Raw genomic sequence first — 24,098 nt, 5'->3', positions numbered from 1 at the left:
AGGCTCGACGAGCGCGTCGAGCCCTGTTGTCGGAGTCGAAGATGAAAGATTGGCTGGACGAGATCAAATGGGACGCTGACGGCCTGGTGCCAGCCATCGCCCAGGATCACAAGACCGGGCGCGTGCTGATGATGGCCTGGATGAACCGCGAGGCGCTGAGCCTGACCGCTGCCGAAAACCGTGCCATCTACTGGTCACGTTCGCGTGGCAAGCTATGGCGCAAGGGAGAAGAGTCCGGGCATGTGCAAAAGCTCCATGAAATGCGCCTGGACTGCGATGCCGACGTCATCATCCTGATGGTCGAACAGATCGGCGACATTGCCTGCCATACAGGCCGCCAGAGCTGCTTCTACCGCGTTTATGAAAACGGCGACTGGAAAACGGTCGATCCGGTACTCAAAGACCCGCACGCGATCTATCAAGCAGGACACTGAACATGAGCGATACCCTGACCCGTCTGGCCCAGGTGCTGGAAGAGCGCAAAGGCGCCGCCGCCGACACTTCCTATGTCGCCAGCCTGTACCACAAGGGCCTGAACAAGATTCTGGAAAAAGTCGGCGAGGAATCGGTGGAAACCATCATCGCCGCCAAGGACGCCGCCCACAGCGGCGACTGCAGCGATGTGATCTACGAAACCGCCGACCTGTGGTTCCACACCATGGTCATGCTCGCCCAGCTGGGGCAGCATCCGCAGGCCGTTCTCGATGAACTGGACCGGCGCTTCGGTTTGTCCGGACACGCCGAGAAAGCCTCGCGTCCGTCCGCCTGAACATCATTTAGAGAGGAAACGCAGCATGGGCATTTTTGACTGGAAACACTGGATCGTCATCCTGGTTGTCGTGGTGCTGGTGTTCGGCACCAAGAAACTGAAAAACCTCGGCACCGACGTCGGCGAATCGATCAAGGGCTTTCGCAAGGCCATGAACGACGACGAAAAACCCGCCGAGCCCGGCGTGCCACCGACCGCCCAGCCTGCTCCGCCGGTCCAGCCGCAAAGCGCTCCGTTGAACCAGCCGCACACCATCGACGTGCAGGCGCAAAAAGTCGAAGAGCCGACCCGCAAAGACTCGTGAGCACTGACTAATGTTTGGTATCAGCTTCTCTGAACTGCTGCTCGTCGGCCTAGTGGCCCTGCTGGTGCTCGGCCCCGAGCGTCTGCCGGGCGCCGCGCGCACGGCAGGCCTGTGGATCGGCCGCTTGAAGCGCAGCTTCAATGCGATCAAGCAGGAAGTTGAACGGGAAATCGGTGCCGATGAAATTCGTCGGCAACTGCACAACGAACACATCCTGTCGCTGGAACAGGAAGCGCGGAAGATCCTCAATCCGACCCAGCAACAGCCGACACCGGTCGAGCCCGTGGCCGAGCAGGGCATTCATGCGCCCGCCGCGGCGCCTGAAGCGCCAGCCAGCGCGACCACGGCGAACCCCACTGCCGCAACTGCACCGGCCGAACCGGCTGCGCCCGTGACAACGCCTGTCACGCCAGCCCCCCACGACCCTACTTTGCCGCCGCGAGCCCCATGAGCGATATTCCGGAAAACGACCAACATATGCCGCTGGTGTCGCACCTCACCGAGTTGCGCACCCGGTTGCTGCGCTGCGTGGCGGCGATCTTCCTGATCTTCGGCGGGTTGTTCGCCTTCACCCAGCAGATCTACACCATCGTCTCCACGCCGCTGCGCCAGTACCTGCCGGCGGGCGCAACGATGATCGCCACCGACGTGGCGTCGCCGTTCCTGACGCCGCTCAAGCTGACGATGATGGTCTCGCTGTTTCTGGCGATCCCGGTGATCCTGCACCAGATCTGGGGCTTTATCGCCCCCGGCCTGTACAAGCATGAAAAGCGCATCGCCGTACCGCTGCTGGTCTCCAGCATCCTGTTGTTCTACATCGGCATGGCCTTCGCCTACTTCCTGGTGTTCCCGCTGATCTTCAAGTTCTTCGCCGCGGCCACCCCGGCCGGCGTGGAAATGATGACCGACATCACCAGCTACCTCGATTTCGTCATGACCCTGTTCTTCGCCTTCGGCGTGGCGTTCGAGATCCCGGTGGCGGTGGTGCTGCTGGTGTGGATCGGCGTGGTCAACGTCGCCTACCTGAAGAAGATCCGTCCGTACGTGATCATCGGCTGCTTCGTGGTCGGCATGATCCTGACCCCGCCGGACATTTTCTCCCAGACCTTGCTGGCAGTACCGATGTGGCTGCTGTTCGAGATCGGCATCCTGTTCGGCAGCCTGATCAGCAAACGCGGCGACCATCCGGACGACCAGCCGGCTGAAGACCACAACGACCAGCCGCCAGCGACCCAAGCGTGAACCTGCTGCTGCTCGAGGAGGCCGACTTCATCGCGGCCGACCGGGTGATCCTGCGCGATCGCCGCCTGACCCACATGCAGGAAGTCCATCGTGCCGCGGTGGGCGACAGCCTGCGGGTCGGCCGTATCGGCGGCCTGATGGGCTCGGCCGAACTGCTGCGCCTGGAGCCCGGGGAGGCCGAACTGCGAGTCAGCCTCGACCAGCCGCCGCCGACCAAGCTGCCCCTGACCCTGGTACTGGCCCTGCCCCGTCCGAAAATGCTCCGCCGGGTGCTGCAAACCGTCGCCGCCATGGGTGTGCCCCGGCTGGTGCTGGTGAACAGCTACCGGGTCGAGAAAAGCTTCTGGCAAACCCCTTTCCTCGAACCCGAGGCGATTCGCGAGCAACTGATTCTTGGCCTGGAACAGGCCCGCGACAGCGTGCTGCCGGACGTGGTCATCGAAAAACGCTTCAAACCTTTCGTCGAAGACCGTCTGCCAGCGCTGGTCGAAGGTACCCTCGGCCTGGTCGGCCATCCCGGCCAGTACCCGGCCTGCCCTCGCGGCCTGGATGAGCCGGTGACCCTGGCCATCGGTCCGGAAGGCGGCTGGATCCCCTACGAAATCGACCTGCTGGGCAAGTCCGGCCTGCAACCGGTGCAGCTCGGCGAGCGCATCCTGCGGGTCGAAACCGCCGTCACCGCCCTTCTCGCCCGCCTCTTCTAAATTAGCCCCGCTACTCGCAGGAGCGAGGCTTGCCCGCGATAGCGCTGTGCCTGACACGGCACCATCGCCGGCAAGCCTCGCTGCTGTTGCACGGATGCTTCAGATTAATCTGATGCAGCCGATAGCCTTGGTACAAAACCTATTAATAGCCCAAGGGAGTTCGCGGCATGTACCGTTGGTTAGCCCAGAGTCTGGGAAATGTGAGCGTCAACCTCAAACTCGGCGTTGGCTTCGGCCTGGTGCTGCTACTGACCCTGTTGATCACCGCGACCGGCTGGCTGGGCCTGGGCAATGTGATCGAGCGCGGCGACAAGCTGGGCTACATCTCCAGCCTCAATGAGCTGACAAAGGACCTGCGCAACGCGCGCCTGGACTATGAAATGCGCCGTGGCGAACAAGGCCCGGGGCCGGTCAGCGAGCTGCTGACCAAGCTCGACGACGGCTTGCAACGCGCACGCAAGATGCTGGAAATGCCTGAAAGCATCGCCATGATCGACCAGCAGATCGCCGCCGTCAGCGAGTACAAGCTGGCCTTCGCCGACATGACCCGCGCCACCGCCAGCCGTGAAGCCGCCCGCGCCAAACTGGGCGCCACCGCCGATAACGCCGTGGCCCGGGTGGCCGAAGTGGAGAAATCCATGCTGCAGGGCGACAGCGTGGCGCAATTCAACAGCGTCATCGACCTGAGCAAGCTGATCCAGCAGGCGCGCTTCCAGGTCCGCGGCTACACCTACAGCGGCAAGGCCGAGGCCGAGCAGCCGGCGCTGGACGCCATCGACAACGCCCTGAACAACCTCGCCAGCCTGCCGGCCAAGCTGCCGGAACAGCACCTGGCCAACCTGCAACAGGCCACCGACGCCCTGAAAGGCTATCGCTCGGCGGTCAGCGACTTCCGCGACTCCCAGGTGGCCAGCGCCGCCGCCCTCAAACGCATGGCGGCCCAGGGCGACCGCCTGATGGAAGTCAGCAAGCAGCTGACCGCCGCACAAACCCACAAACGCGACAGCGACGCCGCAAAGGCCAGAAGCACCCTGGCCATCGTTACCGCGCTGGCCCTGCTGTTCGGCCTGGTCGCCGCCTGGAGCATCACCCGGCAGATCGTCATCCCGCTGCGCCAGACTCTCAAGGTGGTCGAGCGTGTCGCCTCGGGCGATCTCAGCGAGAACCTGCAGGTCGAGCGGCGCGACGAGCTCGGCCAGCTGCAACGGGCGATGCAACGCATGACCCTGAGCCTGCGCGAGCTGATCGGTGGCATCAGCGATGGCGTGACCCAGATTGCCAGCGCCGCCGAGCAGCTGTCGGCGGTGACCGAACAGACCAGTGCCGGGGTCAACAGCCAGAAAGTCGAGACCGACCAGGTCGCCACTGCCATGAATGAAATGGCCGCCACGGTCCAGGAAGTCGCGCGCAACGCCGAAGAAGCCTCGGAAGCCGCGGTCGCTGCCGATCAGCAGGCCCGCGAAGGCGACAAGGTGGTCGGCGAGGCCATCACACAGATCGAGCGCCTGGCCGCCGAGGTCGGCAACTCCACCGCCGCCATGGGCCACCTGAAGCAGGAAAGCGACAAGATCGGCAGCGTGCTCGACGTGATCAAGTCGGTCGCCCAGCAGACCAACCTGCTGGCCCTCAACGCCGCCATCGAAGCCGCCCGCGCGGGCGAAGCCGGTCGCGGTTTCGCCGTGGTCGCCGACGAGGTACGCAGCCTGGCGCAGCGCACCCAGAAGTCCACCGAGGAGATCGAGGAGCTGATCGTCGGCCTGCAGAACGGCACCCAGGAAGTGGCCAACATCATGGACAACAGCCGCAGCCTGACCGACAGCAGCGTCGAACTGACCCGTCGTGCCGGTGGCTCGCTGGAAAACATCACCCGTACCGTCTCGGCGATCCAGGCGATGAACCAGCAGATCGCCGCCGCGGCCGAACAGCAGAGCGCAGTGGCCGAGGAAATCAACAGAAGCGTGCTGAACGTGCGCGACGTGTCCGAGCAGACCTCGGCAGCCAGTGAAGAGACAGCGGCCTCCAGCGTCGAGCTGGCGCGCCTGGGGACCCATTTGCAGACCCTGGTCGGGCGCTTCCGGGTTTGATCCGCACCCTGTAGCCGCTGCCGCAGGCTGCGATCGCCCCGAAGGGGCGCAGCGATCTCAAGGCCGTCAGATGTTCGGCCTGAGATCGGGAACCAAGGCCCTTCGGGCCTTATCGCAGCCTTCGGCAGCGGCTACAGGGCGTATTGCCAAGCAGGGTATCGGGGTGGGTTACAGGACCTGACGCAGAAACGCCTGGGCCCGCGGGTCTTTGGGCGCATCGAAGAACGCCGCTGGCGAGGCGTCTTCCAGCAGTTTGCCGTGATCGAAGAACAGCACCCGATCCGCCACCTCCCGGGCGAAGCCCATTTCGTGGGTCACGCAGACCATGGTCATGCCTTCCAGGGCCAGGGTCTTCATCACATCCAGCACTTCGCCGACCATTTCCGGGTCCAGCGCCGAAGTCGGCTCGTCGAACAGCATGACCTTGGGTTCCATGGCCAGCGCCCGGGCGATGGCCACGCGCTGCTGCTGGCCGCCAGAGAGCCGCGACGGGAATTCGTTGGCCTTCTGCGCGATACCGACCTTCTCCAGCAACGCCAGGGCCTTGGCCTCGCGCTCCTGCTTGCCGCGCTTGCGCACCACCTTCTGCGCCAGGCAGAGGTTTTCCAGCACGGTCATGTGCGGGAACAGGTTGAAGTGCTGGAACACCATGCCGACTTCGCGGCGATAGGCATTCACATCGGTCTTCGGGTCGGCCAGTTGCAGGCCGTCGATGCTCACCGAGCCGGAATCGAACTGCTCCAGGCCGTTGAGGCAACGCAGGAAGGTCGATTTGCCGGAGCCGGACGGACCGATCACCACCAGCACTTCGCCCTTGGCCACGCGGGTGGTGACGTTATCCACCGCGCGGACCACCTGGCCCCGGGTGTCGAAGACTTTTACCAGATCGCGAACTTCAATCACTTTGCGCGAGCCTCCGCTCAAGCCGGCTGGCCATCTTCGACAGCGGCAGGTTGATCAACAGGTACAGGGCCGCCACGCAGAACAGGATCTCGAACGGCGAGAACGAGGTGGTGATGACTTCACGTCCGCTCTTGAGCAGCTCGGTGATGGCGATCACCGACACCAGCGAGGTGTCCTTCACCAGGCTGATGAATTGCCCGGCCAGCGGCGGCAGCACGCGCTTGAAGGCCTGTGGCAGCACCACATGGCGCATCGACTGGCTGGCGTTCAGGCCCAGGGAACGGGCCGCTTCATTCTGGCCGCGAGCGATCGACTGCACGCCGGCGCGGACGATTTCCGCCACATAGGCACCGGTGAACAACGAGAGCGCGGCGATCCCGGCGAACTCGCGGGACAGGTTCAGCACCGTGCCGATGAAGAAATAGAAAATGAAGATCTGCACCAGCAGCGGCGTGCCGCGTACCAGTTCGACATAGATAGTCGACAGATCGCGCAGGGTCGGGTTGTTCGACAGTCGGCAAAGCCCGGTCGCCAGGCCGATGAACAACCCCAGCACCCCGGACACCACCGACAGCCACAAGGTGGTCCACAGGCCCAGCAGCAGCGGTCCGGCCGCCCAGTGACGGGTCACGCCAATCACATCGCCTTCGGCCACATCGTCGCCACGGGCAACTTGCAGGCTGTTCTCGTCGACCGTCAGCTGTTGCTCGTCGCCCGCGTCGTTGCGCAGCGTGACTTCGGCCTTGCCGCCTTTGCGCACCAGCTCGCTGACGGTGGAGATGTCCGCCGCCCGCTGCGATTCCTCGGCCTGGTAGGCGAAGTACTGTGGTACGCGGTTCCAGCGCCACTCGTAGGACATCAGCGAGGTGGCGTAGTACAACGCGCCGGCCAGGCCGATCAGCACCAGCACGGTCAGTACGTGCCAGGGCCATTGGGCTTTTTTATGTTTGATCACTTTGCAGGTTCCAGCCGTTTGCAGCGGGGAGGTTCGGTATTGCCGATCAGGACGCCATCGCGAGCCGGCTCGCTCCTACAGGAATTGCATGAATCCGTAGGAGCGAGGCTTGCCCGCGAATGGGGGCGACTCGGTCTGTCTGACCGAGTGCTATTCCATGTCCTTGAGCCACTCGGTGCTCTTGAACCACTTGTCATGGATGCGATCGTAGGTGCCGTCTTCGTGGATCTGGTGCAGGAAGTTGTTGATGAAGTTGAGGCTGTCGTAGTCACCCTTCTTCAGGCCGAACGCCAGGGGCTCGTAGGTGAACGGCTTGTCGAGGAACGTAAGCTTGCCGTTACCGACCTTGCTCAGCGCCACCACGTTGTACGGGGCGTCGTAGATGAAGGCGTCGGCCTTGCCGTTGACCACGTCGAGCACGGCTTCCTGCTCGTTGTCGTAGCCGTGGTACTTGGCCTTGGCGATCAGCTTCTTGGCGACCATTTCGCCGGTGGTGCCCAGCTTGGAGGTGATGCGGTAGTCGGCGGTGTTCAGGTCTTTATAGGACTTGATGGTGCCTTCCAGCTCCTTGCGGATCAGCAGGGTCTGGCCGACCACGATGAAGGGTTCGCTGAAGTTCAGGCGCAGGTTGCGTTCCTGGGTCAGGGTCATGCCGCTGCCGATCATGTCGAACTTGTCGGTCAGCAGGGCCGGGATGATGCCGTCGTAGCCGGTGGAAACCAGCTCCAGCTTGACGCCCATGGCCTTGGTCATGGCCTTGAGGATATCGACCTCGAAACCGATGATCTCGCCGCGCTTGTTGGTCATCTCGAACGGCATGTAGGTCGGGTCCATGCCGACTTTCAGCGTGCCGCGCTTGACCGCATCATCGATGGCGCCAGCCTGGGCTGCATTGACCGCCAGCATTGCCGTGACGCCGAGCAGCAGCATCGAGAGATACTTCTTCATCTTCAAGTCCCCTGAACCCATTTTATTGTGAGGTGAACCCGCGGCCGGTTTTCCCTTGGAAAACCGGCAGATACGGACGCCATGGGCCCGCTCGCGGCAATTCGGGGTGCGATGCTAACTCACCCGCCTATTTGCACAAGGGCTTGACCAGGATTTGTTGTTACAGAGGGGACGACAAAAAACGGACCCCACAAACAACAACGCCCTTGAGAGCACTCTCAAGGGCGTTGCCATCAGGCCGGTTGGGCGATTGTCGTTGGCGGTCGCAACGGCAACAACGGTGCATGAGGATCTTCATCCACCGATTGCCGCCAGGCGCTCAGCCAGTCGGCATGGCCTTCGCTCCAGACCTGCTCGTGCAGGCGGGCCAGGGCCACCGGATCGCTCAGCAGCGCCAGGCGCTCGCCGTTGTTCAGCGCCGCCGGCCCGACTTTCAGGGCATGGCGGACACGTTCGATACGCAGCCACTCGATCGGCTCGGCCAGGCCGTGCCGGGACGTCGCCAGGGCACAGGCCAGGGCGTTCTGCTGCGGATCGACCACTGCCCGGATGAAACCGTCGTTCAGCGCATGCCAACGGTTTTCATGGGTGTACTGGTCGGTGGACAGCAGTTCCTGGGGCGGCGCGTATTCCTCGGGGATCAGGAACAGGCTTTCGTCACGGGACTTCAGGCCCAGGCCGACGCGGCTGGAAATCACCGACACCGGGATCGACAGCATCAGCGAACCAACGATCGGCACCAGCCACCAGAGGAAGCTCGGGTTCAGCCAGATCACCAGCAGCGCCCAGCAGAAGCCCAGCAGGGTCTGCGGACCATGGCGGCGCACCGCTTCGCTCCACGGCGTGGAGTCGTCGTCACGTTGTGGCGAGTTCCAGGTCGCGGCCCAGCCCAGGAACGCGGCCAGCACGAAACGGGTGTGGAAGATCATGCGTACCGGCGCCAACAGCATGGAGAACAGCATCTCCAGCAGCATCGACAGGGTCACCTTGAACTTGCCGCCGAACTCTTTCGCGCCCTTGGCCCAGATCAGGATGATGCTCAACAGCTTCGGCAGGAACAGCAGCACGATAGTGGTCGAGAACAGCGCGATCGCCTTGTCCGGATGCCATTGCGGCCACAGCGGATACAGCTGGCGCGGCTCCAGAAAGTACTGCGGCTCCATCAGCGTGTTGACCGCCAGCAGCGCCGTCGACAGCACCAGGAAGAAGAACCACAACGGCGCCGACAGGTAGGACATCACCCCGGTGAGGAACACCGCACGGTGCACCGGGTGCATGCCCTTGACCAGGAACAGGCGGAAGTTCATCAGGTTGCCGTGGCACCAGCGCCGGTCGCGCTTGAGCTCGTCCAGCAGGTTCGGCGGCAGCTCTTCATAGCTGCCCGGCAGATCGTAGGCAATCCACACGCCCCAGCCGGCGCGACGCATCAGCGCCGCTTCGACGAAGTCGTGGGACAGGATCGCACCGGCGAAGGCGCCTTTACCGGGCAACGGCGCCAGGGCGCAGTGCTCGATGAACGGCTTCATGCGGATGATCGCGTTATGGCCCCAGTAGTGGGATTCGCCCAGCTGCCAGAAGTGCAGGCCGGCGGTGAACAGCGGGCCGTAGACGCGGGTGGCGAACTGCTGCATGCGCGCATACAGGGTGTCCATGCCCGAGGCTTTCGGCGCGGTCTGGATGATCCCGGCGTCCGGCGTGGCTTCCATCAGGCGCACCAGGCTGGTCAGGCATTCGCCGCTCATCACGCTGTCGGCGTCGAGCACCACCATGTACTTGTAGTCGCCACCCCAACGGCGGCAGAAGTCGTCGAGGTTACCGCTCTTGCGCTTCACCCGACGGCGGCGACGGCGATAGAAGATCTTGCCGAAACCCTTGGTTTCGCGGCAGACGTCCAGCCAGGCCTGTTGCTCGGCCACGCAGATATCGGTCTCGTTACTGTCGCTGAGCACGAAGAAGTCAAAGCGGTCCAGGTCACCAGTGGCCGCGACCGACTCGAAGGTCGCCCGCAAGCCGGCGAATACCCGCGGCACGTCTTCGTTGCAGATCGGCATGACCAGCGCGGTACGGGCATCCTTGGGGATCGGCTCGTTACCGGCGCTTTTGCCGGAAATGCGGTATTTGTCATGCCCGGTGAGCAGCTCGAGGAAGCCCATCAGCGCGGTCCAGAAACCGGCCGAGACCCAGCAGAACAGAATGCCGAACATGATCAGGATGCTGGTCTGCAGGGCATACGGCAGTACCTGGGTGGCAGTCTGCATCAATGGCTGATGCATGACTTCTTCCAGGTCGACGAACGACCAGCCCTGGTACGGCATGATGCCTTTCATGTACCAGCCGGCGACGATGGTCTGGCCAAGCATCAGCAGCAACAGGATGTAGCGACGGATCGAACCGACGGTGCGCCAGCGGGCGGCCGGCAGCACGTTCTGATCTTTCGGTGGCTGCGGCGGATTGGTCCGACCGGTCAGGCGCCGCCAGCCACGCACCAGGATATTGGTGCGCCATGGCTCGGGAACCACCTTGGTCCGACGGATCGGCGGCGTGGCCTTGAGGCACACGCGACCGCTGGCGTCGAGCGCCAGCATCTCGGCATCGATCAGCTCCTCGGCGGAGCCCAGGGTCAGCCGGCGGCCCACCGAGGCCTGGGCGGCATCGGCAGGCGCGTCGAACGTCGACGACGACAGGCGTTCGTGCAGTTCACTGAAGGACTTGCAGCCCGCGAGTTCCGCGCGCTGCTCATCGGTCATTGGCAGGTGCGCCAGATACTCGGCAAGAGTCTCTGGCTGTACTTGAGCGTTACTCATCGGCAGGCAACTGGTAGCTCCAGGTCTCGGTCAGGACTTGCTCGGTCGGGACAGATTCCGGTGTGGCTGGGGCCGCCTCGGCAGCAGCAGGCTGCTTGGCGTCTTTGTGGTTCTTGGCGTCCTTGGCCGGCTTGGCGTCGGCTTGCTTGGCATCCGCCTCTTTCTTCTCCTGCTGCTTGGCGGCGACTTTGTCGGCCTTGGCAATGGAGGCGCTGGAGGCTGGCGACACGGCCTTGGCCGGCTCGACAGGGGTGGCGTTCTTGACCAGGGCCGCGCGCATCTCGGTGGATTTGCTCGGGTCCTTGATCTTCATCCGCAGGGTCAGGCGCCAGCCCTTGGTTTCAGGGTTGTAGCGCACGCTGTTTTCCACCAGCTCGGCGTTGTCGCCGACGCTGACCTGGCTGCGCACCTCGGTGTCTTCCGGCAATGCCGCCAGGGATGGACCTTCGAAGTCCACCAGGTAGGCCACGCTGCCGTCCGGTTGGCGGATCAGGTTGGATTGCTTGACGTCACCGGTGGAGCGCAGGGTCTGCTCGACCCAGGAGCTGTCCGGCGAATGCAGGGAAGCTTCGTCCATAGTCCAGTGCAGGCGATAGGCGAAATCGAACGGCTGGCCTGGCTCAGGCTGCTTTTCCGGACTCCAGAACGCCACGATGTTGTCGTTGGTTTCGTCCGCGGTCGGGATCTCTACCAGATCGACGGTGCCTTTGCCCCAGTCGCCCTTCGGCTCGATCCAGGCGCTTGGACGCTTGTCGTAGCGGTCGTCGAGGTCTTCGTAGTGGCTGAAGTCGCGGCCACGCTGCAGCAGACCGAAACCACGCGGGTTTTCCACCGAGAAGTTGCTCACGGCCAGGTGTTTCGGGTTGTTCAGCGGACGCCAGATCCACTCGCCGTTGCCGGCATGGATCGACAGGCCGCTGGAATCGTGCAGCTCGCGACGGTAGTTGAGGACTTTCGACGGCTGGTTGGCGCCGAACAGGAACATGCTGGTCAGCGGGGCGATGCCCAGCTTGCCGACCTTGTCACGCAGGAACATCCGGGCCTTGACGTCGACGATGGTGTCGCTGCCCGGACGCAGCGTCAGGCGATAGGCACCAGTGGCGCGCGGCGAATCCAGCAGGGCGAAGATCACCAGGTGCTTGTCGGTCGGCTTGGGTTGCTGGATCCAGAATTCGGTAAAGCGCGGGAATTCCTCACCGGACGGCAGCGCGGTGTCGATGGCCAGGCCACGGGCCGAGAGACCATAGACGTGCCCCTTGCCGACGACGCGGAAGTAGCTCGCGCCGAGCATGGTCATGATTTCGTCCTGCTTGTCCGCCTTGTTGATCGGGTACAGCACGCGAAAGCCCGCATAACCGAGCTGCTCGGTGGCCTTGGGATCGAACTTGAGGTCGCCGAAGTCGAAGCGAGTCGAGTCGTATTTGATCTCTTCGACGGTGTTCGTGGTGATTTCGTTGATTTTCACCGGCGTGTCGAAATGCATGCCCTGATGATAGAAGGACAGCTTGAATGGGGTTTTCTGCTTGGCCCACTCGGCCTTTTCAGGCAGGAAGCGGATTTTCTGATAGTCCGCGAACTTCATCTCACGAAATTCGTTCGGCAGGTTACTGCGCGGAGCCTCGTACTTCTGCCCGGCCAGATCCTTAGCCTTGGCCGATACATCATCCAGATTGAATGCCCAGAGTTGGCCGGCGCTAAGCAGGCAAAGCAGTGCAGAGCCCGTCACCAGTGCGTTTCGTAACCGTTTGGCAGACAATTTTGGTGCATTACAGGGACTAACAATCACGAGCAACCCTCGCCGAAAACAGATCAAAAAACCAACGGCCAGCTATCTATATGCCAGGTTGGCGAGCATTGTTCCGACTCCGATGGGGCTAAATGATTCCCCAAACGGTCCCGAACAAGTCTCTACCTAAGTCAAAAACGGACCAACGAACGCTGATCCCCGTAGCGCGCGATTATCTAGTAGCCCGCGTGACAACGCATCAGGGGCGACCAAGTATTTATCGCGAAAAACGCCTATTTTCGGCCGGTTCCGGCCGAAAAAGATGTTTCAAGCACTTTCAGGTCTGTAACAGGAAGGTTACCGGGCCATCATTGACCAGATGGACCTGCATATCCGCCCCGAAGCGCCCTGATGCTACTTTGCCATGCAACTGTTGCGCCTTGCATAACAGATAATCAAAAAGTTCTTCACCGAGGGCCGGCGGTGCCGCCGTGGAAAAGCTCGGGCGCAGGCCGTTCTTGGTGTCCGCGGCCAGGGTGAACTGCGAGACCAGCAGCAAACCGCCGTCCACATCGGCCAGGGACAGGTTCATCTTGCCCTCGGCATCACTGAATACCCGATAGTTAAGCAGCTTGTGCAGCAGTTTGTCGGCACTGGCCCGAGTGTCCTCGGGCTCCACCGCCACCAGCACCAGCAAACCCTGGTCCACCGCCCCGACGATTTCCCCCGCCACTTCGACCCGCGCGCCGCGCACGCGCTGCAACAGCCCCTTCATGCTTCTTCGGGCGGCAGGTCGAGCAGGCGCCGGGCCATCTGATCAGCGGCACGCACCAGCGCATCGGTGATGCCCGGTTCGGACGCAGCGTGACCGGCATCGCGGATCACCTGCAGCTCGCTGTTCGGCCAGGCCTGGTGCAATTCCCAGGCATTGTCCAGCGGGCAGATCACGTCGTAGCGACCATGCACGATCACGCCCGGCAAGTGGGCGATCTTGCCCATGTCGCGAATCAGCTGGTTCGGCTCGAGGAACGCATGGTTGGTGAAGTAGTGGCATTCGATCCGGGCAATCGACAGCGCGCGCTGCGGCTCGGAGAAACGATCGACCACCAGCGGGTTCGGCCGCAGGGTCGCGGTCCGCCCTTCCCAGATCGACCAGGCCTTGGCCGCATGCATCTGGGCGATCTGGTCGTTGCCGACGAGACGCTTGTGGAAGGCGCTGAGCAGGTCGTCGCGCTCGTCCAGCGGGATAGGTGCCACGTAGTCCTGCCAGTAGTCGGGGAACAGACGGCTGGCGCCGGCCTGGTAGAACCATTCGATTTCCTGCGGACGGCACAGGAAGATCCCACGCAGAATCAGGCCATGAACACGCTCAGGATGGGTTTGCGCATAAGCCAGGGCCAGGGTCGAACCCCAGGAGCCGCCGAACACCACCCATTTTTCGATGCCCAGGTGCAGGCGGATCCGCTCGAGGTCGGCGACCAGGTCCCAGGTGGTGTTGTTTTCCAGGCTGGCGTGCGGGGTGGAGCGCCCGCAACCGCGCTGGTCGAAGGTGATGATGCGGTACAGGTTCGGATCGAAGTAACGGCGACTCTGGGCATCGCACCCGGCTCCCGGGCCACCGTGGATGAACACCACCGGCAAGCCTTCCGGGGATCCGCTCTCATCGACATACAGTACATGGGGTTCGTCGACAGCCAGATCGTGCCGGGCATAGGGTTTGATCTGCGGGTACAAAGTCTGCATTGCGCGCTCCGTAAGGGGTCGAGGTCATCCCTGGGGGGACTTCAATTATTCTGCCGTCCGGCATCATAAACCCGAATTACGCAATGAGCATGTCCTTGGAAAAAATGCGGTTGTTTCCCCCGGAAAGCCAGACGCACCTGTAGCCGCTGCCGAAGGCTGCGCTCGACTGCGCAGCAGGCGCAGGATCTTGAGATCGCTGAAGGCCTTCGGCCTTATCGCAGCCTGCGGCAGCGGCTACAGGGCTTCCTGTCGGCTTCAGCGCCCGTAACGCTTCTGCCCCCAGGCCAGCAGCCCTTGCAGCAGCTGCTTGAGCACCACCTGGGTCGGCGCCGCCAGATCGTCGCGGTAGCGGAACGGCTCGAACTCTTCCATATAGGTGCTCTGCGCCAGTTCCAGCTGCACGGCATGGATATTCTCGGCCGGGTTGCCGTAGTGCCGGGTGATATGGCCGCCCTTGAAACGACCGTTGAGCACATGGCTGTAGTCGGCATGGCGGGCGCAGATCGCTTCCAGCTGGCTGGCCAGTTCGGCATCGCAGCTGGCGCCATTGAAGGTGCCCAGGTTGAAGTCCGGCAGCTTGCCTTCGAACAGATGCGGGATCAGCGAACGGATCGAATGCGCATCGAACAGCAAGGCATAGCCGAACTCGGCCTTCAACCGTGCCAGCTCCTGCTGCAAAGTCCCGTGATAAGGCGTCCAGACCTTCTCCAGGTAAGTCGCCCGTTCCTGCTTCGACGGCTCCAGCCCCTCACGGAACAGCGGCACGCCATCGAACAGCGTGGCCGGGTACAACCCGGTGGTGGCCCCGACATAGAGAGGCTTGTCGTCGGATGGGCGATTGAGGTCGATGACGAAACGCGAATACTCGGCCGCCAGGGTGCTGGCGCCCAGCTCCTCGGAGAACGCGTAGAGCTGGGGAATGTGCCAGTCGGTATCCGGCAGGCTTTGCGCTTCGGGGATCAGCCCGGCCTCGACCGCCGGTGTCAGGCGCAGGCCGGCGTGAGGCATGCTGATCAGCAGCGGCACCCGGCCTTGTTTGAAGTTCAGAACCTTATCCACAACCCTTCTCCTATAAATCCACTTCAACGCCGTGGCGCACGACGCGTTTTTCCAGGTCACCGCCCAGCCAGTAAGCCAGGTCGGCGGGACGATCGATCTGCCAGGCGACGAAGTCCGCCACCTTGCCGACCTCCAGCGAACCGTGGGTCTGCTCCATGCCCAGCGCGGTGGCCGCATGCAGAGTCACGCCGGCCAGGGCCTCTTCCGGGGTCATACGGAAACAGGTGCAGGCCATGTTCAGCATCAGGCGCAGGGACAGCGCCGGTGAAGTGCCGGGGTTGAGGTCGCTGGCCACGGCGATCTTCACCCCGTGCTTGCGCAGCGCGTCCATCGGCGGCAGCTGGGTTTCGCGCAGGAAATAGAACGCGCCCGGCAGCAGCACGGCGACGGTGCCGGCCTCGGCCATGGCAATGGCGTCCTCCTCGGTCATGAACTCCAGATGGTCGGCCGACAGCGCGTGATAACGCGCCGCCAGGCTGGAGCCATGCAACGACGACAGCTGCTCGGCGTGCAGTTTCACCGGCAGGCCAAGCTTGTGCGCGGCGATGAACACCCGCTCCACCTGCTCCGGCGAGAACGCCAGGTATTCGCAGAACGCATCCACCGCGTCCACCAGGCCCTCGGCCGCCAGGGCCGGGAGCATTTCGTGGCAGATGTGCTCGATGTAGTCGTCCGAGCGCTCGGCGTATTCCGGCGGCAAGGCGTGGGCCGCCAGGCAGGTGCTGCGCACACTGACCGGCAGCTCGGCGCCCAGGCGCCGGATCACCCGCAGGATCTTGCGTTCGCTGGCCAGGTCCAGGCCGTAGCCGGACTTGATCTCGACGCTGGTCACGCCGTCGCGCAGCAGGCTTTTCAAGCGCTTGCGGGCGCTGTCGAACAGTTCGTCCTCGCTCGCCGCGCGGGTGGCCCGCACGGTGCTGGCGATACCGCCACCGGCGGCGGCGATTTCGGCGTAGCTCACCCCTTGCAGGCGTTGCTCGAATTCGCCGCTGCGGTTGCCGCCGAATACCGTGTGAGTGTGGCAGTCGATCAGGCCCGGGGTGACCCAGGCCCCCGCCAGGTCATGCAGCTCGGCATAGTTACCAGCCGGGACCTGATCGCGCGGACCGATCCACTCTATGAGCGCTCCTGACGTCACGATGGCGGCATCCTCGATGATCGAGTAAGCACCTTGCGCCATGCTTGCGACGTGACAGTGTTGCCAGAGAGTTTTCATCCTGGGGCTCCATTAGGTTATCGATGAGAAAAAGAAGGATCGCGATTGACCAGCGCGGCCTGCCCGGCAGCGGGCTTGACCCAGATCAGGTACGCCAGCACCAGCAGAGCGATCCAGACCACGCCGACGATCAGCGCCGCCTGGGTGTCCGGGAAGTAGCCCAGCACACCGAAGATAAACAGCATGAAAGCAATCGCCGCCATCGGTGCATAAGGCCAGAACGGAACCGGGAACTTCAACTGCGCCACCTGCTCAGCCGTCATGGAGCGACGCATGGCCACCTGGGTGAAGAGAATCATCAGCCAGACCCAGACCGTGGCAAAGGTTGCGATCGAAGCGATCAACAGGAAAACGTTCTCCGGAATCAGGTAGTTCAGCAATACCCCCAGCAACAAGGCAATGCTCATGACTACCACTGTCATCCACGGCACGCCGTAACGCGACAGCTGGGCAAAGCCCTTCGGCGCCTGCCCTTGCTGGGCCAGGCCGTACATCATGCGACCGGCACCGAAGATATCGCTGTTGATGGCCGACACTGCCGCCGAGATCACCACGATATTGAGGATGGTCGCCGCCGAGCCGATGCCCAGGTTGGCGAAAATCTGCACGAACGGGCTGCCCTGGCTGCCGATCTGCTGCCAAGGGAAGATGGCCATCAAGACGAACAGGGTCAGTACGTAGAACAGCAGGATACGCAGCGGCACCGCGTTGATCGCCTTGGGCAGTACCCGATCCGGGTCCTTGGCTTCACCCGCCGTGACGCCAATGATTTCGATGCCGCCGAAGGCAAACATCACCACGGCAAAGGAAGCGATCAGGCCACCGACACCGTTAGGCATGAAACCGCCGTGCTCCCAGAGGTTGCCGATGCCGGTAACCGCCGAAGCCGATGAACTGCCGATGCCGAACAGCATGATGCCGAAACCGCCAAGAATCATGGCGACGATGGCGCCGACCTTGAGCAGCGACAGCCAGAATTCCATCTCGCCAAATACCTTGACGTTACACAGGTTCAACCCGCCGATCAGCGAAACGATGCCGAGTACCCAGATCCAGCGCGGCACATCCGGGTACCAGAACCCCATATAGATGCCGAAGGCCGTGACATCGGCCAAGCCGACGATGACCATCTCGAAGGCATAGGTCCAGCCCAGCAGGAAACCCGCCATCGGCCCCAGGTAGGTGCTGGCGTAGTGACCGAACGAGCCGGACACCGGGTTGTGCACGGCCATCTCGCCCAGCGCGCGCATCACCATGAACACCGCGGCGCCACCGATCAGGTAGGCCAGGAGGACCGCGGGACCGGCCATCTGGATGGCCGAGGCAGAACCATAGAACAGCCCGGTGCCGATCGCCGACCCCAGCGCCATGAAGCGAATATGTCGGGCGGACAGCCCGCGTTTCAATCCTTGAGCTTGCTGTTGCATTTCTCGTTCCTAATTATTTTTATCGGAGAAAACCGGAACCACCTGTAGCCGCTGCCGAGGCACGAGGCTGCGATGGGCTGCGCAGCAGCCCCCGACGGCGGTCCTGCGGACCGCTTCGCAGCCTCGTGCCTCGTCAGCGGCTACGGGCATGGGGTTACAGGCTCGGCAGCAACTTGGCCGGCAGCAGCTCGTTCAGGCAACGGGACGCCAGCAGTTCGCTCGCGGCATTGATGTCCGGGGCGAAGAAGCGGTCCTTCTCGTAGAACGGCACTTTGCTACGCAGGGTGGCGCGGGCTTTTTCCAGCTTGGTCGAGGTCTTCAGGCCATCACGCAGGTCCAGGCCCTGGCAGGCCGCCAGCCACTCCACGGCGAGGATGCCACGGGTGTTTTCGGCCATTTCCCACAGGCGCTTGCCAGCGGCGGGCGCCATGGACACATGGTCTTCCTGGTTGGCGGAAGTCGGCAGGCTGTCCACCGAGTGCGGATGGGCCAGCGCCTTGTTTTCGCTGGCCAGGGCCGCGGCGGTCACCTGGGCGATCATGAAGCCGGAGTTGACCCCGCCATTGGCCACCAGGAACGGCGGCAGCTGGGACATGTGCTTGTCCATCATCAGCGAGATGCGGCGCTCGCTCAGGGAACCGATTTCGGCGATGGCCAGGGCCATGTTGTCGGCGGCCATGGCCACCGGCTCGGCGTGGAAGTTGCCACCGGAGATCACATCGCCCTCGGCGGCGAACACCAGTGGGTTATCCGACACGGCGTTGGCTTCGACCACCAGCACCTCGGCGGCCTGGCGGAACTGGGTCAGGCAGGCGCCCATGACCTGTGGCTGGCAGCGCAGGGAGTACGGGTCCTGCACCTTGTCGCAGTTCTGGTGCGACTTGGAGACTTCGCTGCTGTCGCCCAGCAAGTCGCGGTAAGCCGCGGCGGCGTCGATCTGGCCTTTCTGGCCACGGGCGGCATGAATCCGCGCATCGAACGGCGAACGCGAGCCCAGCACCGCCTCGACGGTCAGGCCGCCGCAGGCCAGGGCGCCGGCGAACAGGTCTTCGCCTTCGAACAGGCCGCGCAGGGCAAAAGCGGTGGAAACCTGGGTGCCGTTGAGCAGCGCCAGGCCTTCCTTGGCCGCCAGGGTCAGCGGCTTGAGGCCGGCCACGCTCAGGGCTTCGGTGGCGTCCAGCCATTGGCCTTTATAACGGGCCTTGCCTTCACCCAGCAGCACCAGGGACATATGGGCCAGCGGCGCGAGGTCGCCGGAAGCGCCCACCGACCCCTTGAGCGGGATATGCGGGTAGACCTCGGCGTTGACCAGGGCGATCAGCGCGTCGATCACCTGGCGGCGGATACCGGAGAAACCACGGCTCAGGCTGTTGACCTTGAGCACCATGACCAGGCGCACCAAGGCGTCGCTGATCGGCTCGCCGACACCGGCGGCATGGGACAGCACCAGGGAGCGCTGGAGGTTTTCCAGGTCTTCGCTGGCGATACGGGTCGAGGCCAGCAGGCCGAAACCGGTGTTGATGCCGTAGGCGGTGCGGTTCTCGGCAAGGATCTGCTCGACACAGGCGACACTGGCGTCGATCTGTGCCGAGGCGCTGTTATCGAGGCTGAGGGTTACCGGCTGTTGGTAGACGGCACGCAGTTGGGCCAGGGTCAATTGGCCGGGAATCAGATTTAGCGCAGTCACATTTATGCTCCTTTTGAGAGTTTGTTATTAACTACCAGTCGCTCCGGAAGCTTCCGTTGTCCGTCGCAGCCCGCCGTTTGTGAGCGAGTGGCGCCTTGGCACGCTGGTTTTTCGTGGAAACCGTTGTCTTGGAAAATCCTGTTCTTGCAGGGCGCGCTTCAGCGCACGCCCGGTAAAACCTCCTGCAGCAAGGCCGGAGCCTTGAGCAGCGCCGCCGCGCTGGCGATGTCCGGGGCCAGCCAGCGATCCTGGTCATAGGCCGGAACCCGCTGGCGCAGGAGCTTCCAGGCCGCCTCGGTGCCGGCACCGAAACGCTGTTCCTTGAGAAATTCGAAGGCCTGGGCCGCCAGCAGGTATTCGATGGCGAGGATCTGGGTGCAGTTTTCCAGCGCGCGGGAAAGCTTCAGCGCGGCGTTGGTGCCCAGGCTCAGGTGGTCTTCCTGCAGGCCGGAGGTGACGTAGTTGTCGAGCACCGCCGGTTGCGCCAGCTGGCGGTTTTCCGCGCACAGCGAGGCAGCGACGTACTGGACGATCATCATTCCGGAGTTGACCCCGGGGTTGCTCACCAGGAACGCCGGCAAACCGCTGACATGGGGGTTGATCAGGCGGTCCAGGCGGCGCTCGGCGATCGAGCCGATCTCGGCCATGGCGATCGCCAGCAGGTCCGCCGCCAGTGCCACCGACTGGCCGTGGGGGTTGGCCTGGGACATCACCCGGTAGTTGTCCGGAGTGCCCAGCACCATCGGGTTGTCGGTGACCGAGTTGAGCTCGGTTTCGACCTGCTGCGTCGCGTGCGCCAACTGATCGCGGGCGGCGCCGTGAACCTGCGGGATGGAACGGATGCTCAGAGCATCCTGGGTGCGGATGCCTTTGCTGGTGGCAATCACTTCACTGCCGTCGAGCAAGGCGCGCAGGTTGATGCCGACCTGCTGCATGCCGGGGTGCGGCTTGAGCGCAATGATCTCGGCATCGAAGGCGGCGATCTGCCCGCGCTGGGCCTCGAAGCTCATGGCGCCGATCACGTCGGCCCACTGCAGCAGGCGCGTGGCGTCGGCCAGGGCCAGGCAGCTCAGGCCGGTCATGCACGGCGTACCGTTGACCAGGCACAGACCGTCCTTGGCCCCCAGTTGCACCGGCTTCAGGCCTTCCGCCGCCAGCGCCTGCTCGGCCGACACGACCTGCCCGCGATAGCTGACCTGGCCGACGCCGAGCAAGGCGATGCTGATATGGGCCATGTGGGTCAGGTAACCCACCGAGCCCTGGGACGGCACCTGCGGGGTGATGCCGCGATTGAGCAGGGCCAGCAGCGCCTCGACCACCCGGCGATGCAAGCCGGACTTGCCGTGGCTGTAGTTGACGACAGCCGCGCACATGATCGCCCGGGTCTGCTCGTCGGCCAGCGGCGCGCCCACGCCACAGGCATGGCTGAGCAGGGTGTTGCGCGACAGCTGGCTGAGCTGTTCGTCCTGCAGCGAAACGTTGCACAGCGCGCCAAGGCCGGTGTTGATGCCATAGGCGCGTTCGCCGCTGACGACGATGCGCTGGACAATAGCCTGGGCATTCTCGATACGCGCCCAGGCCTGGGCCGACAGCTCGAGCTGCGCGCCATGCCGGGCTACGGCGACCACATCCTGCCAACGCAACGGGGCATCGGCGATAACGATTTTTTCAGCCTGCGACATCTTCGACCTCACGGGTACAACCTGAACATTGATGCAGCTTTACCGCCGCCTTCGCGGGCAAGCCTCGCTCCTACAGGGGAAGAGGCCCGCCCCAAGCCTTTAAACCACCGCCGCGCGTCGCTGCACGAAACGGTCGACATACTCGTCCGCCGGCGAATGCAGGATCTCTTTCGGCGTGCCGACCTGGATCAGCCGGCCATCCTTGAGGATCGCAATGCGGTTGCCGATGCGCACGGCCTCGTCGAGGTCGTGGGTAATGAAGACGATGGTCTTGTGCAGGGTCTTTTGCAGCTCCAGCAGCTGGTCCTGCATCTCGGCGCGGATCAGCGGGTCGAGGGCGCTGAAGGCCTCGTCCATCAGGATGATGTCGGTGTCCGCCGCCAGGGCGCGGGCCAGGCCGACACGCTGGCGCATGCCGCCAGACAGCTGGTGCGGGTACTTGTTCTCGTAGCCCTTGAGGCCCACGGTGTTGATCCAGTGCAGCGCGCGCTCGGTGCAGACTTCCTTGCTCTCGCCCCGCACCTTGAGGCCGTAGGCGGTGTTTTCCAGCACGGTCTTGTGCGGCAGCAGGCCGAAGCTCTGGAACACCATGCTGATCTTGTGCCGGCGAAATTCGCGCAGGGCTTCCATGTCGTATTGCAGGATGTCCACGCCATCCACCAGGATCGCGCCGCTGGTCGGGTCGATCAGGCGGTTGAAGTGGCGCACCAACGTCGACTTGCCGGAGCCGGACAGGCCCATGATCACGAAGATCTCGCCGGTGCCGATGCTCAGCGACAGGTCGTTGACCCCGACCACGCAGCCGGTCTCGGCCAGCACCTGGTCCTTGGTCTTGTTCTGGCGAATCATGTTCAGCGCGTCGGCCGAACGGTTGCCGAAAATCTTGAAGACGTTCTTGACTTCGATCTTGCTCACGATTGCGTCGTTCATTTGCTCACCTCATGGCGTGGACGACCATAGGCTTGGGTAATACGGTCGATGACCACGGCCAGAATCACGATCGCCAGGCCGGCTTCCAGGCCACGGCCGACGTTGAGGGTCTGGATGCCCACCAGCACGTCTTCGCCCAGGCCACGGGCACCGATCATCGAGGCGATCACCACCATCGACAGGGCCATCATGGTGGTCTGGTTGATCCCGGCCATGATGCTCGGCAGGGCCAGCGGCAGTTGCACGCCGAACAGTTGCTGCCAGCGGTTGGCGCCGAAAGCGTTGATCGCCTCCATGACTTCGCCGTCGACCTGGCGAATGCCCAGGTCGGTCAGGCGGATCAGCGGCGGCGCGGCGTAGATCACGGTGGCGAAGATCGCCGGCACCTTGCCCAGGCCGAACAGCATCAGCACCGGGATCAGGTACACGAAGCTCGGCATGGTCTGCATGATGTCCAAGAGCGGCATCAGCACCGAACGCAGGCGATTGCTGCGCGCCGAGAGGATCCCCAGGGGAATGCCGATCAGCACCGAAATGAAGGTCGCCACCAGCATCAGCGCCAGGGTCTGCATCAGCTTGTCCCACAGGCCGACCGCGCCCACCAGAAACAGCAGGCCGACGATCACCGCGGTGGTCACCAGCTTGCGGGTCGAATGCCAGGCGATGCCGCCGACGATCGCCAGCATCAGCCACCAGGGCGCCAGGCGCAGCAGGCCTTCGAGGTTGACGATGGCCCACAGCAGGGTGTCGGAGATGTGGCGGAACACATCGCCGTAGTTGGTCACCAGCGAATCGACCCAACTGTTGACCCAGTCGGCGATGGAAAAGGTGAAGCTTTCAGGAAACATAGAGAGACTCTCGATCAAGTGGGTTGTGGTGAAGCTCCCGGCTACCGCTCAGGCCGCCGGGAAGGCTCTACCTACAAGGCCGCGTCGATTTTCTTGGCTGCGTCGTCGCTCACCCATGCGTGCCAGACTTCAGGATGTTCCTTGAGGAAAATTTTCGCCAGCTTCGGCGATTCGATACGTTCCTTCGCCATGCGACCCAGGTTCTGGTTGAGCAGGTCGATCGGCAGGTTGACCTTTTCCAGCACGGCCACCAGCTCGGGCGCTTCCTCGTGGAAGGTCTTGGACAGGCCGACCTTGATGGTCACGCTCTTGTCCACGCCCGGCTTTTCTTCCAGCTTCACCAGGTCGACCTGGCCCATCAGCGGGGTTGGCGACCAGTAGTAGAACAGGATCGGTTCGCCACGCTTGTAGCTCGACAGCACCGCGGCATCCAGCGCCGGGCCGGTGCCTGGGCGGAAGTTGGTGTAGCTGCTTTCCAGGCCGTAGCTTTTCAGCATCTCGCTGTTGTCCAGCTCGCAGGTCCAGCCGGCCGGGCAGTTATAGAAACGGCCCTTGCTCGGCTCTTCCGGGTCCTTGAATACGCTGGCGTACTTGCCCAAATCGGCGATGTTCTTCAGGTCCGGGGCCTTGGCTTCCAGCTTGCGCTTGGCATCGCCCTCGATCACGTAGCGCGGCACGTACCAGCCTTCGATGGCGCCCACCACCGGGGCGCCGACGCCGACCACCTTGCCGGCCTTCTCGGCCTTGTTCCAGACCTCGCTGCGACCGACCCATTCCTCGGCGAAAACCTGGATGTCATTGCTGCTCAGGGCGTTCTCCATGGTGATGGAGTTGCCTGGCAGGCTGTCGGTCTTGCAGCCGTAGCCTTTTTCCAGGACCACTTGCAGCACGTCGGTCAGCAACATGCCGCTTTCCCAGTTCAGGCCGGCGAATTTCACCGGTTTGCCGGACTCGCACCAGCCGGCCGCCTGGGTAGCGCCAGCGCTGGCCAGCAGGCCCATGGAAAGCAAAGTGGTCAGCAGGGTCTTATTCATTTTCATTGTGTGACGCTCCCAATCATTGAAATG

General features: G+C 63.4%; 22 protein-coding genes and 1 pseudogene. 8 read left to right on the top strand and 15 right to left on the bottom strand.

Going from position 1 to position 24,098, the window contains the following annotated elements; translation table 11 throughout:
• The first annotated feature begins 41 nt into the window (after positions 1 to 41).
• From hisI to AC07PQ_RS13545, 8 genes and pseudogenes are all read left to right on the top strand, one after another.
• Positions 42 to 434 (top strand): phosphoribosyl-AMP cyclohydrolase, encoded by a 393-nt coding sequence (gene hisI / locus AC07PQ_RS13580; protein WP_007925882.1) that lies wholly within the window; start codon positions 42 to 44, stop codon positions 432 to 434.
• Positions 435 to 436: 2 nt separating this feature from the next.
• Positions 437 to 769: a phosphoribosyl-ATP diphosphatase gene (locus tag AC07PQ_RS13575; protein WP_007925883.1), complete on the top strand. Its 333-nt coding sequence runs from the start codon at positions 437 to 439 to the stop codon at positions 767 to 769.
• Positions 770 to 794: 25 nt separating this feature from the next.
• Positions 795 to 1,073, top strand: coding sequence for a twin-arginine translocase TatA/TatE family subunit (locus AC07PQ_RS13570; RefSeq protein WP_007925884.1), 279 nt, complete (start codon positions 795 to 797; stop codon positions 1,071 to 1,073).
• A gap of 10 nt (positions 1,074 to 1,083) precedes the next feature.
• Entirely contained in the window at positions 1,084 to 1,524 is a 441-nt protein-coding gene (tatB, locus tag AC07PQ_RS13565) for a Sec-independent protein translocase protein TatB (RefSeq protein WP_493185695.1), read from the top strand.
• Positions 1,521 to 2,315, top strand: a complete 795-nt coding sequence (gene tatC, locus AC07PQ_RS13560; protein WP_053259344.1) for a twin-arginine translocase subunit TatC — start codon at positions 1,521 to 1,523, stop codon at positions 2,313 to 2,315. The genes tatB and tatC overlap by 4 nt, the downstream gene beginning before the upstream one ends.
• Entirely contained in the window at positions 2,312 to 3,019 is a 708-nt protein-coding gene (locus tag AC07PQ_RS13555) for a 16S rRNA (uracil(1498)-N(3))-methyltransferase (protein WP_101336614.1), read from the top strand. Before tatC ends, AC07PQ_RS13555 begins: the two co-directional genes overlap by 4 nt.
• A gap of 167 nt (positions 3,020 to 3,186) precedes the next feature.
• Positions 3,187 to 4,248: pseudogene (locus AC07PQ_RS13550) on the top strand (methyl-accepting chemotaxis protein); the annotation flags it as partial.
• Positions 4,231 to 5,103, top strand: a complete 873-nt coding sequence (locus AC07PQ_RS13545) for a methyl-accepting chemotaxis protein (protein ID WP_493185800.1) — start codon at positions 4,231 to 4,233, stop codon at positions 5,101 to 5,103. The pseudogene AC07PQ_RS13550 and the gene AC07PQ_RS13545, both read left to right, overlap by 18 nt.
• A 168-nt stretch (positions 5,104 to 5,271) precedes the next feature.
• Here the strand turns inward: AC07PQ_RS13545 and AC07PQ_RS13540 are convergent, their stop codons facing one another.
• The 15 genes from AC07PQ_RS13540 to AC07PQ_RS13470 all read right to left on the bottom strand — a co-directional run bounded on the left by AC07PQ_RS13540 (position 5,272) and on the right by AC07PQ_RS13470 (position 24,071).
• Positions 5,272 to 6,006, bottom strand: coding sequence for an amino acid ABC transporter ATP-binding protein (locus AC07PQ_RS13540; protein ID WP_087089752.1), 735 nt, complete (start codon positions 6,004 to 6,006; stop codon positions 5,272 to 5,274).
• Positions 5,999 to 6,958 carry an amino acid ABC transporter permease gene (locus AC07PQ_RS13535; RefSeq protein WP_371858164.1) on the bottom strand — a complete coding sequence of 320 codons (960 nt, stop codon included), beginning with the start codon at positions 6,956 to 6,958 and terminating at the stop codon, positions 5,999 to 6,001. Before AC07PQ_RS13535 ends, AC07PQ_RS13540 begins: the two co-directional genes overlap by 8 nt.
• A 153-nt stretch (positions 6,959 to 7,111) precedes the next feature.
• Positions 7,112 to 7,909: a transporter substrate-binding domain-containing protein gene (locus AC07PQ_RS13530; RefSeq protein ID WP_102678380.1), complete on the bottom strand. Its 798-nt coding sequence runs from the start codon at positions 7,907 to 7,909 to the stop codon at positions 7,112 to 7,114.
• A 233-nt stretch (positions 7,910 to 8,142) separates the two neighbouring features.
• Entirely contained in the window at positions 8,143 to 10,713 is a 2,571-nt protein-coding gene (gene mdoH, locus AC07PQ_RS13525; RefSeq protein ID WP_037034706.1) for a glucans biosynthesis glucosyltransferase MdoH, read from the bottom strand.
• Positions 10,706 to 12,499, bottom strand: a complete 1,794-nt coding sequence (locus AC07PQ_RS13520; protein WP_007925899.1) for a glucan biosynthesis protein G — start codon at positions 12,497 to 12,499, stop codon at positions 10,706 to 10,708. The genes mdoH and AC07PQ_RS13520 overlap by 8 nt, the downstream gene beginning before the upstream one ends.
• 277 nt (positions 12,500 to 12,776) lie before the next feature.
• Complete coding sequence (gene dtd / locus AC07PQ_RS13515) at positions 12,777 to 13,214, bottom strand: D-aminoacyl-tRNA deacylase (protein ID WP_007925900.1); 438 nt, start codon at positions 13,212 to 13,214, stop codon at positions 12,777 to 12,779.
• On the bottom strand, positions 13,211 to 14,182 hold the full coding sequence (pip, locus tag AC07PQ_RS13510) for a prolyl aminopeptidase (RefSeq protein ID WP_007925901.1): 972 nt from the start codon (positions 14,180 to 14,182) through the stop codon (positions 13,211 to 13,213). The genes dtd and pip overlap by 4 nt, the downstream gene beginning before the upstream one ends.
• Positions 14,183 to 14,437: 255 nt before the next feature.
• The gene (hutG, locus tag AC07PQ_RS13505) at positions 14,438 to 15,241 is read right to left on the bottom strand and encodes an N-formylglutamate deformylase (protein WP_493185694.1); all 804 of its coding nucleotides are present in this window, start codon (positions 15,239 to 15,241) and stop codon (positions 14,438 to 14,440) included.
• 10 nt (positions 15,242 to 15,251) lie between these two features.
• Positions 15,252 to 16,457 carry an imidazolonepropionase gene (gene hutI, locus AC07PQ_RS13500; RefSeq protein ID WP_007925904.1) on the bottom strand — a complete coding sequence of 402 codons (1,206 nt, stop codon included), beginning with the start codon at positions 16,455 to 16,457 and terminating at the stop codon, positions 15,252 to 15,254.
• A 17-nt stretch (positions 16,458 to 16,474) separates the two neighbouring features.
• Positions 16,475 to 17,884, bottom strand: a complete 1,410-nt coding sequence (locus AC07PQ_RS13495) for an amino acid permease (protein WP_493185693.1) — start codon at positions 17,882 to 17,884, stop codon at positions 16,475 to 16,477.
• A gap of 154 nt (positions 17,885 to 18,038) precedes the next feature.
• Positions 18,039 to 19,571, bottom strand: a complete 1,533-nt coding sequence (gene hutH, locus AC07PQ_RS13490) for a histidine ammonia-lyase (RefSeq protein WP_009041791.1) — start codon at positions 19,569 to 19,571, stop codon at positions 18,039 to 18,041.
• Positions 19,572 to 19,729: 158 nt separating this feature from the next.
• Positions 19,730 to 21,253 carry a histidine ammonia-lyase gene (hutH, locus tag AC07PQ_RS13485; protein WP_274305293.1) on the bottom strand — a complete coding sequence of 508 codons (1,524 nt, stop codon included), beginning with the start codon at positions 21,251 to 21,253 and terminating at the stop codon, positions 19,730 to 19,732.
• Between the two features lie 99 nt (positions 21,254 to 21,352).
• On the bottom strand, positions 21,353 to 22,183 hold the full coding sequence (locus tag AC07PQ_RS13480) for a quaternary amine ABC transporter ATP-binding protein (RefSeq protein WP_007925912.1): 831 nt from the start codon (positions 22,181 to 22,183) through the stop codon (positions 21,353 to 21,355).
• A complete protein-coding gene (locus AC07PQ_RS13475) occupies positions 22,180 to 23,031 on the bottom strand; it encodes an ABC transporter permease (protein ID WP_007925913.1) in 852 nt (283 codons plus the stop codon). Before AC07PQ_RS13475 ends, AC07PQ_RS13480 begins: the two co-directional genes overlap by 4 nt.
• Before the next feature lie 71 nt (positions 23,032 to 23,102).
• Positions 23,103 to 24,071: an ABC transporter substrate-binding protein gene (locus tag AC07PQ_RS13470; protein ID WP_007925914.1), complete on the bottom strand. Its 969-nt coding sequence runs from the start codon at positions 24,069 to 24,071 to the stop codon at positions 23,103 to 23,105.
• Positions 24,072 to 24,098 lie beyond the last annotated feature (27 nt).

The sequence above is a fragment of the Pseudomonas sp. GW821-FHT09E12 genome, from assembly GCF_059416085.1.
Note: the sequence above shows the minus strand (reverse complement) of the source record. Positions and strands in the feature narration are given on the sequence as shown.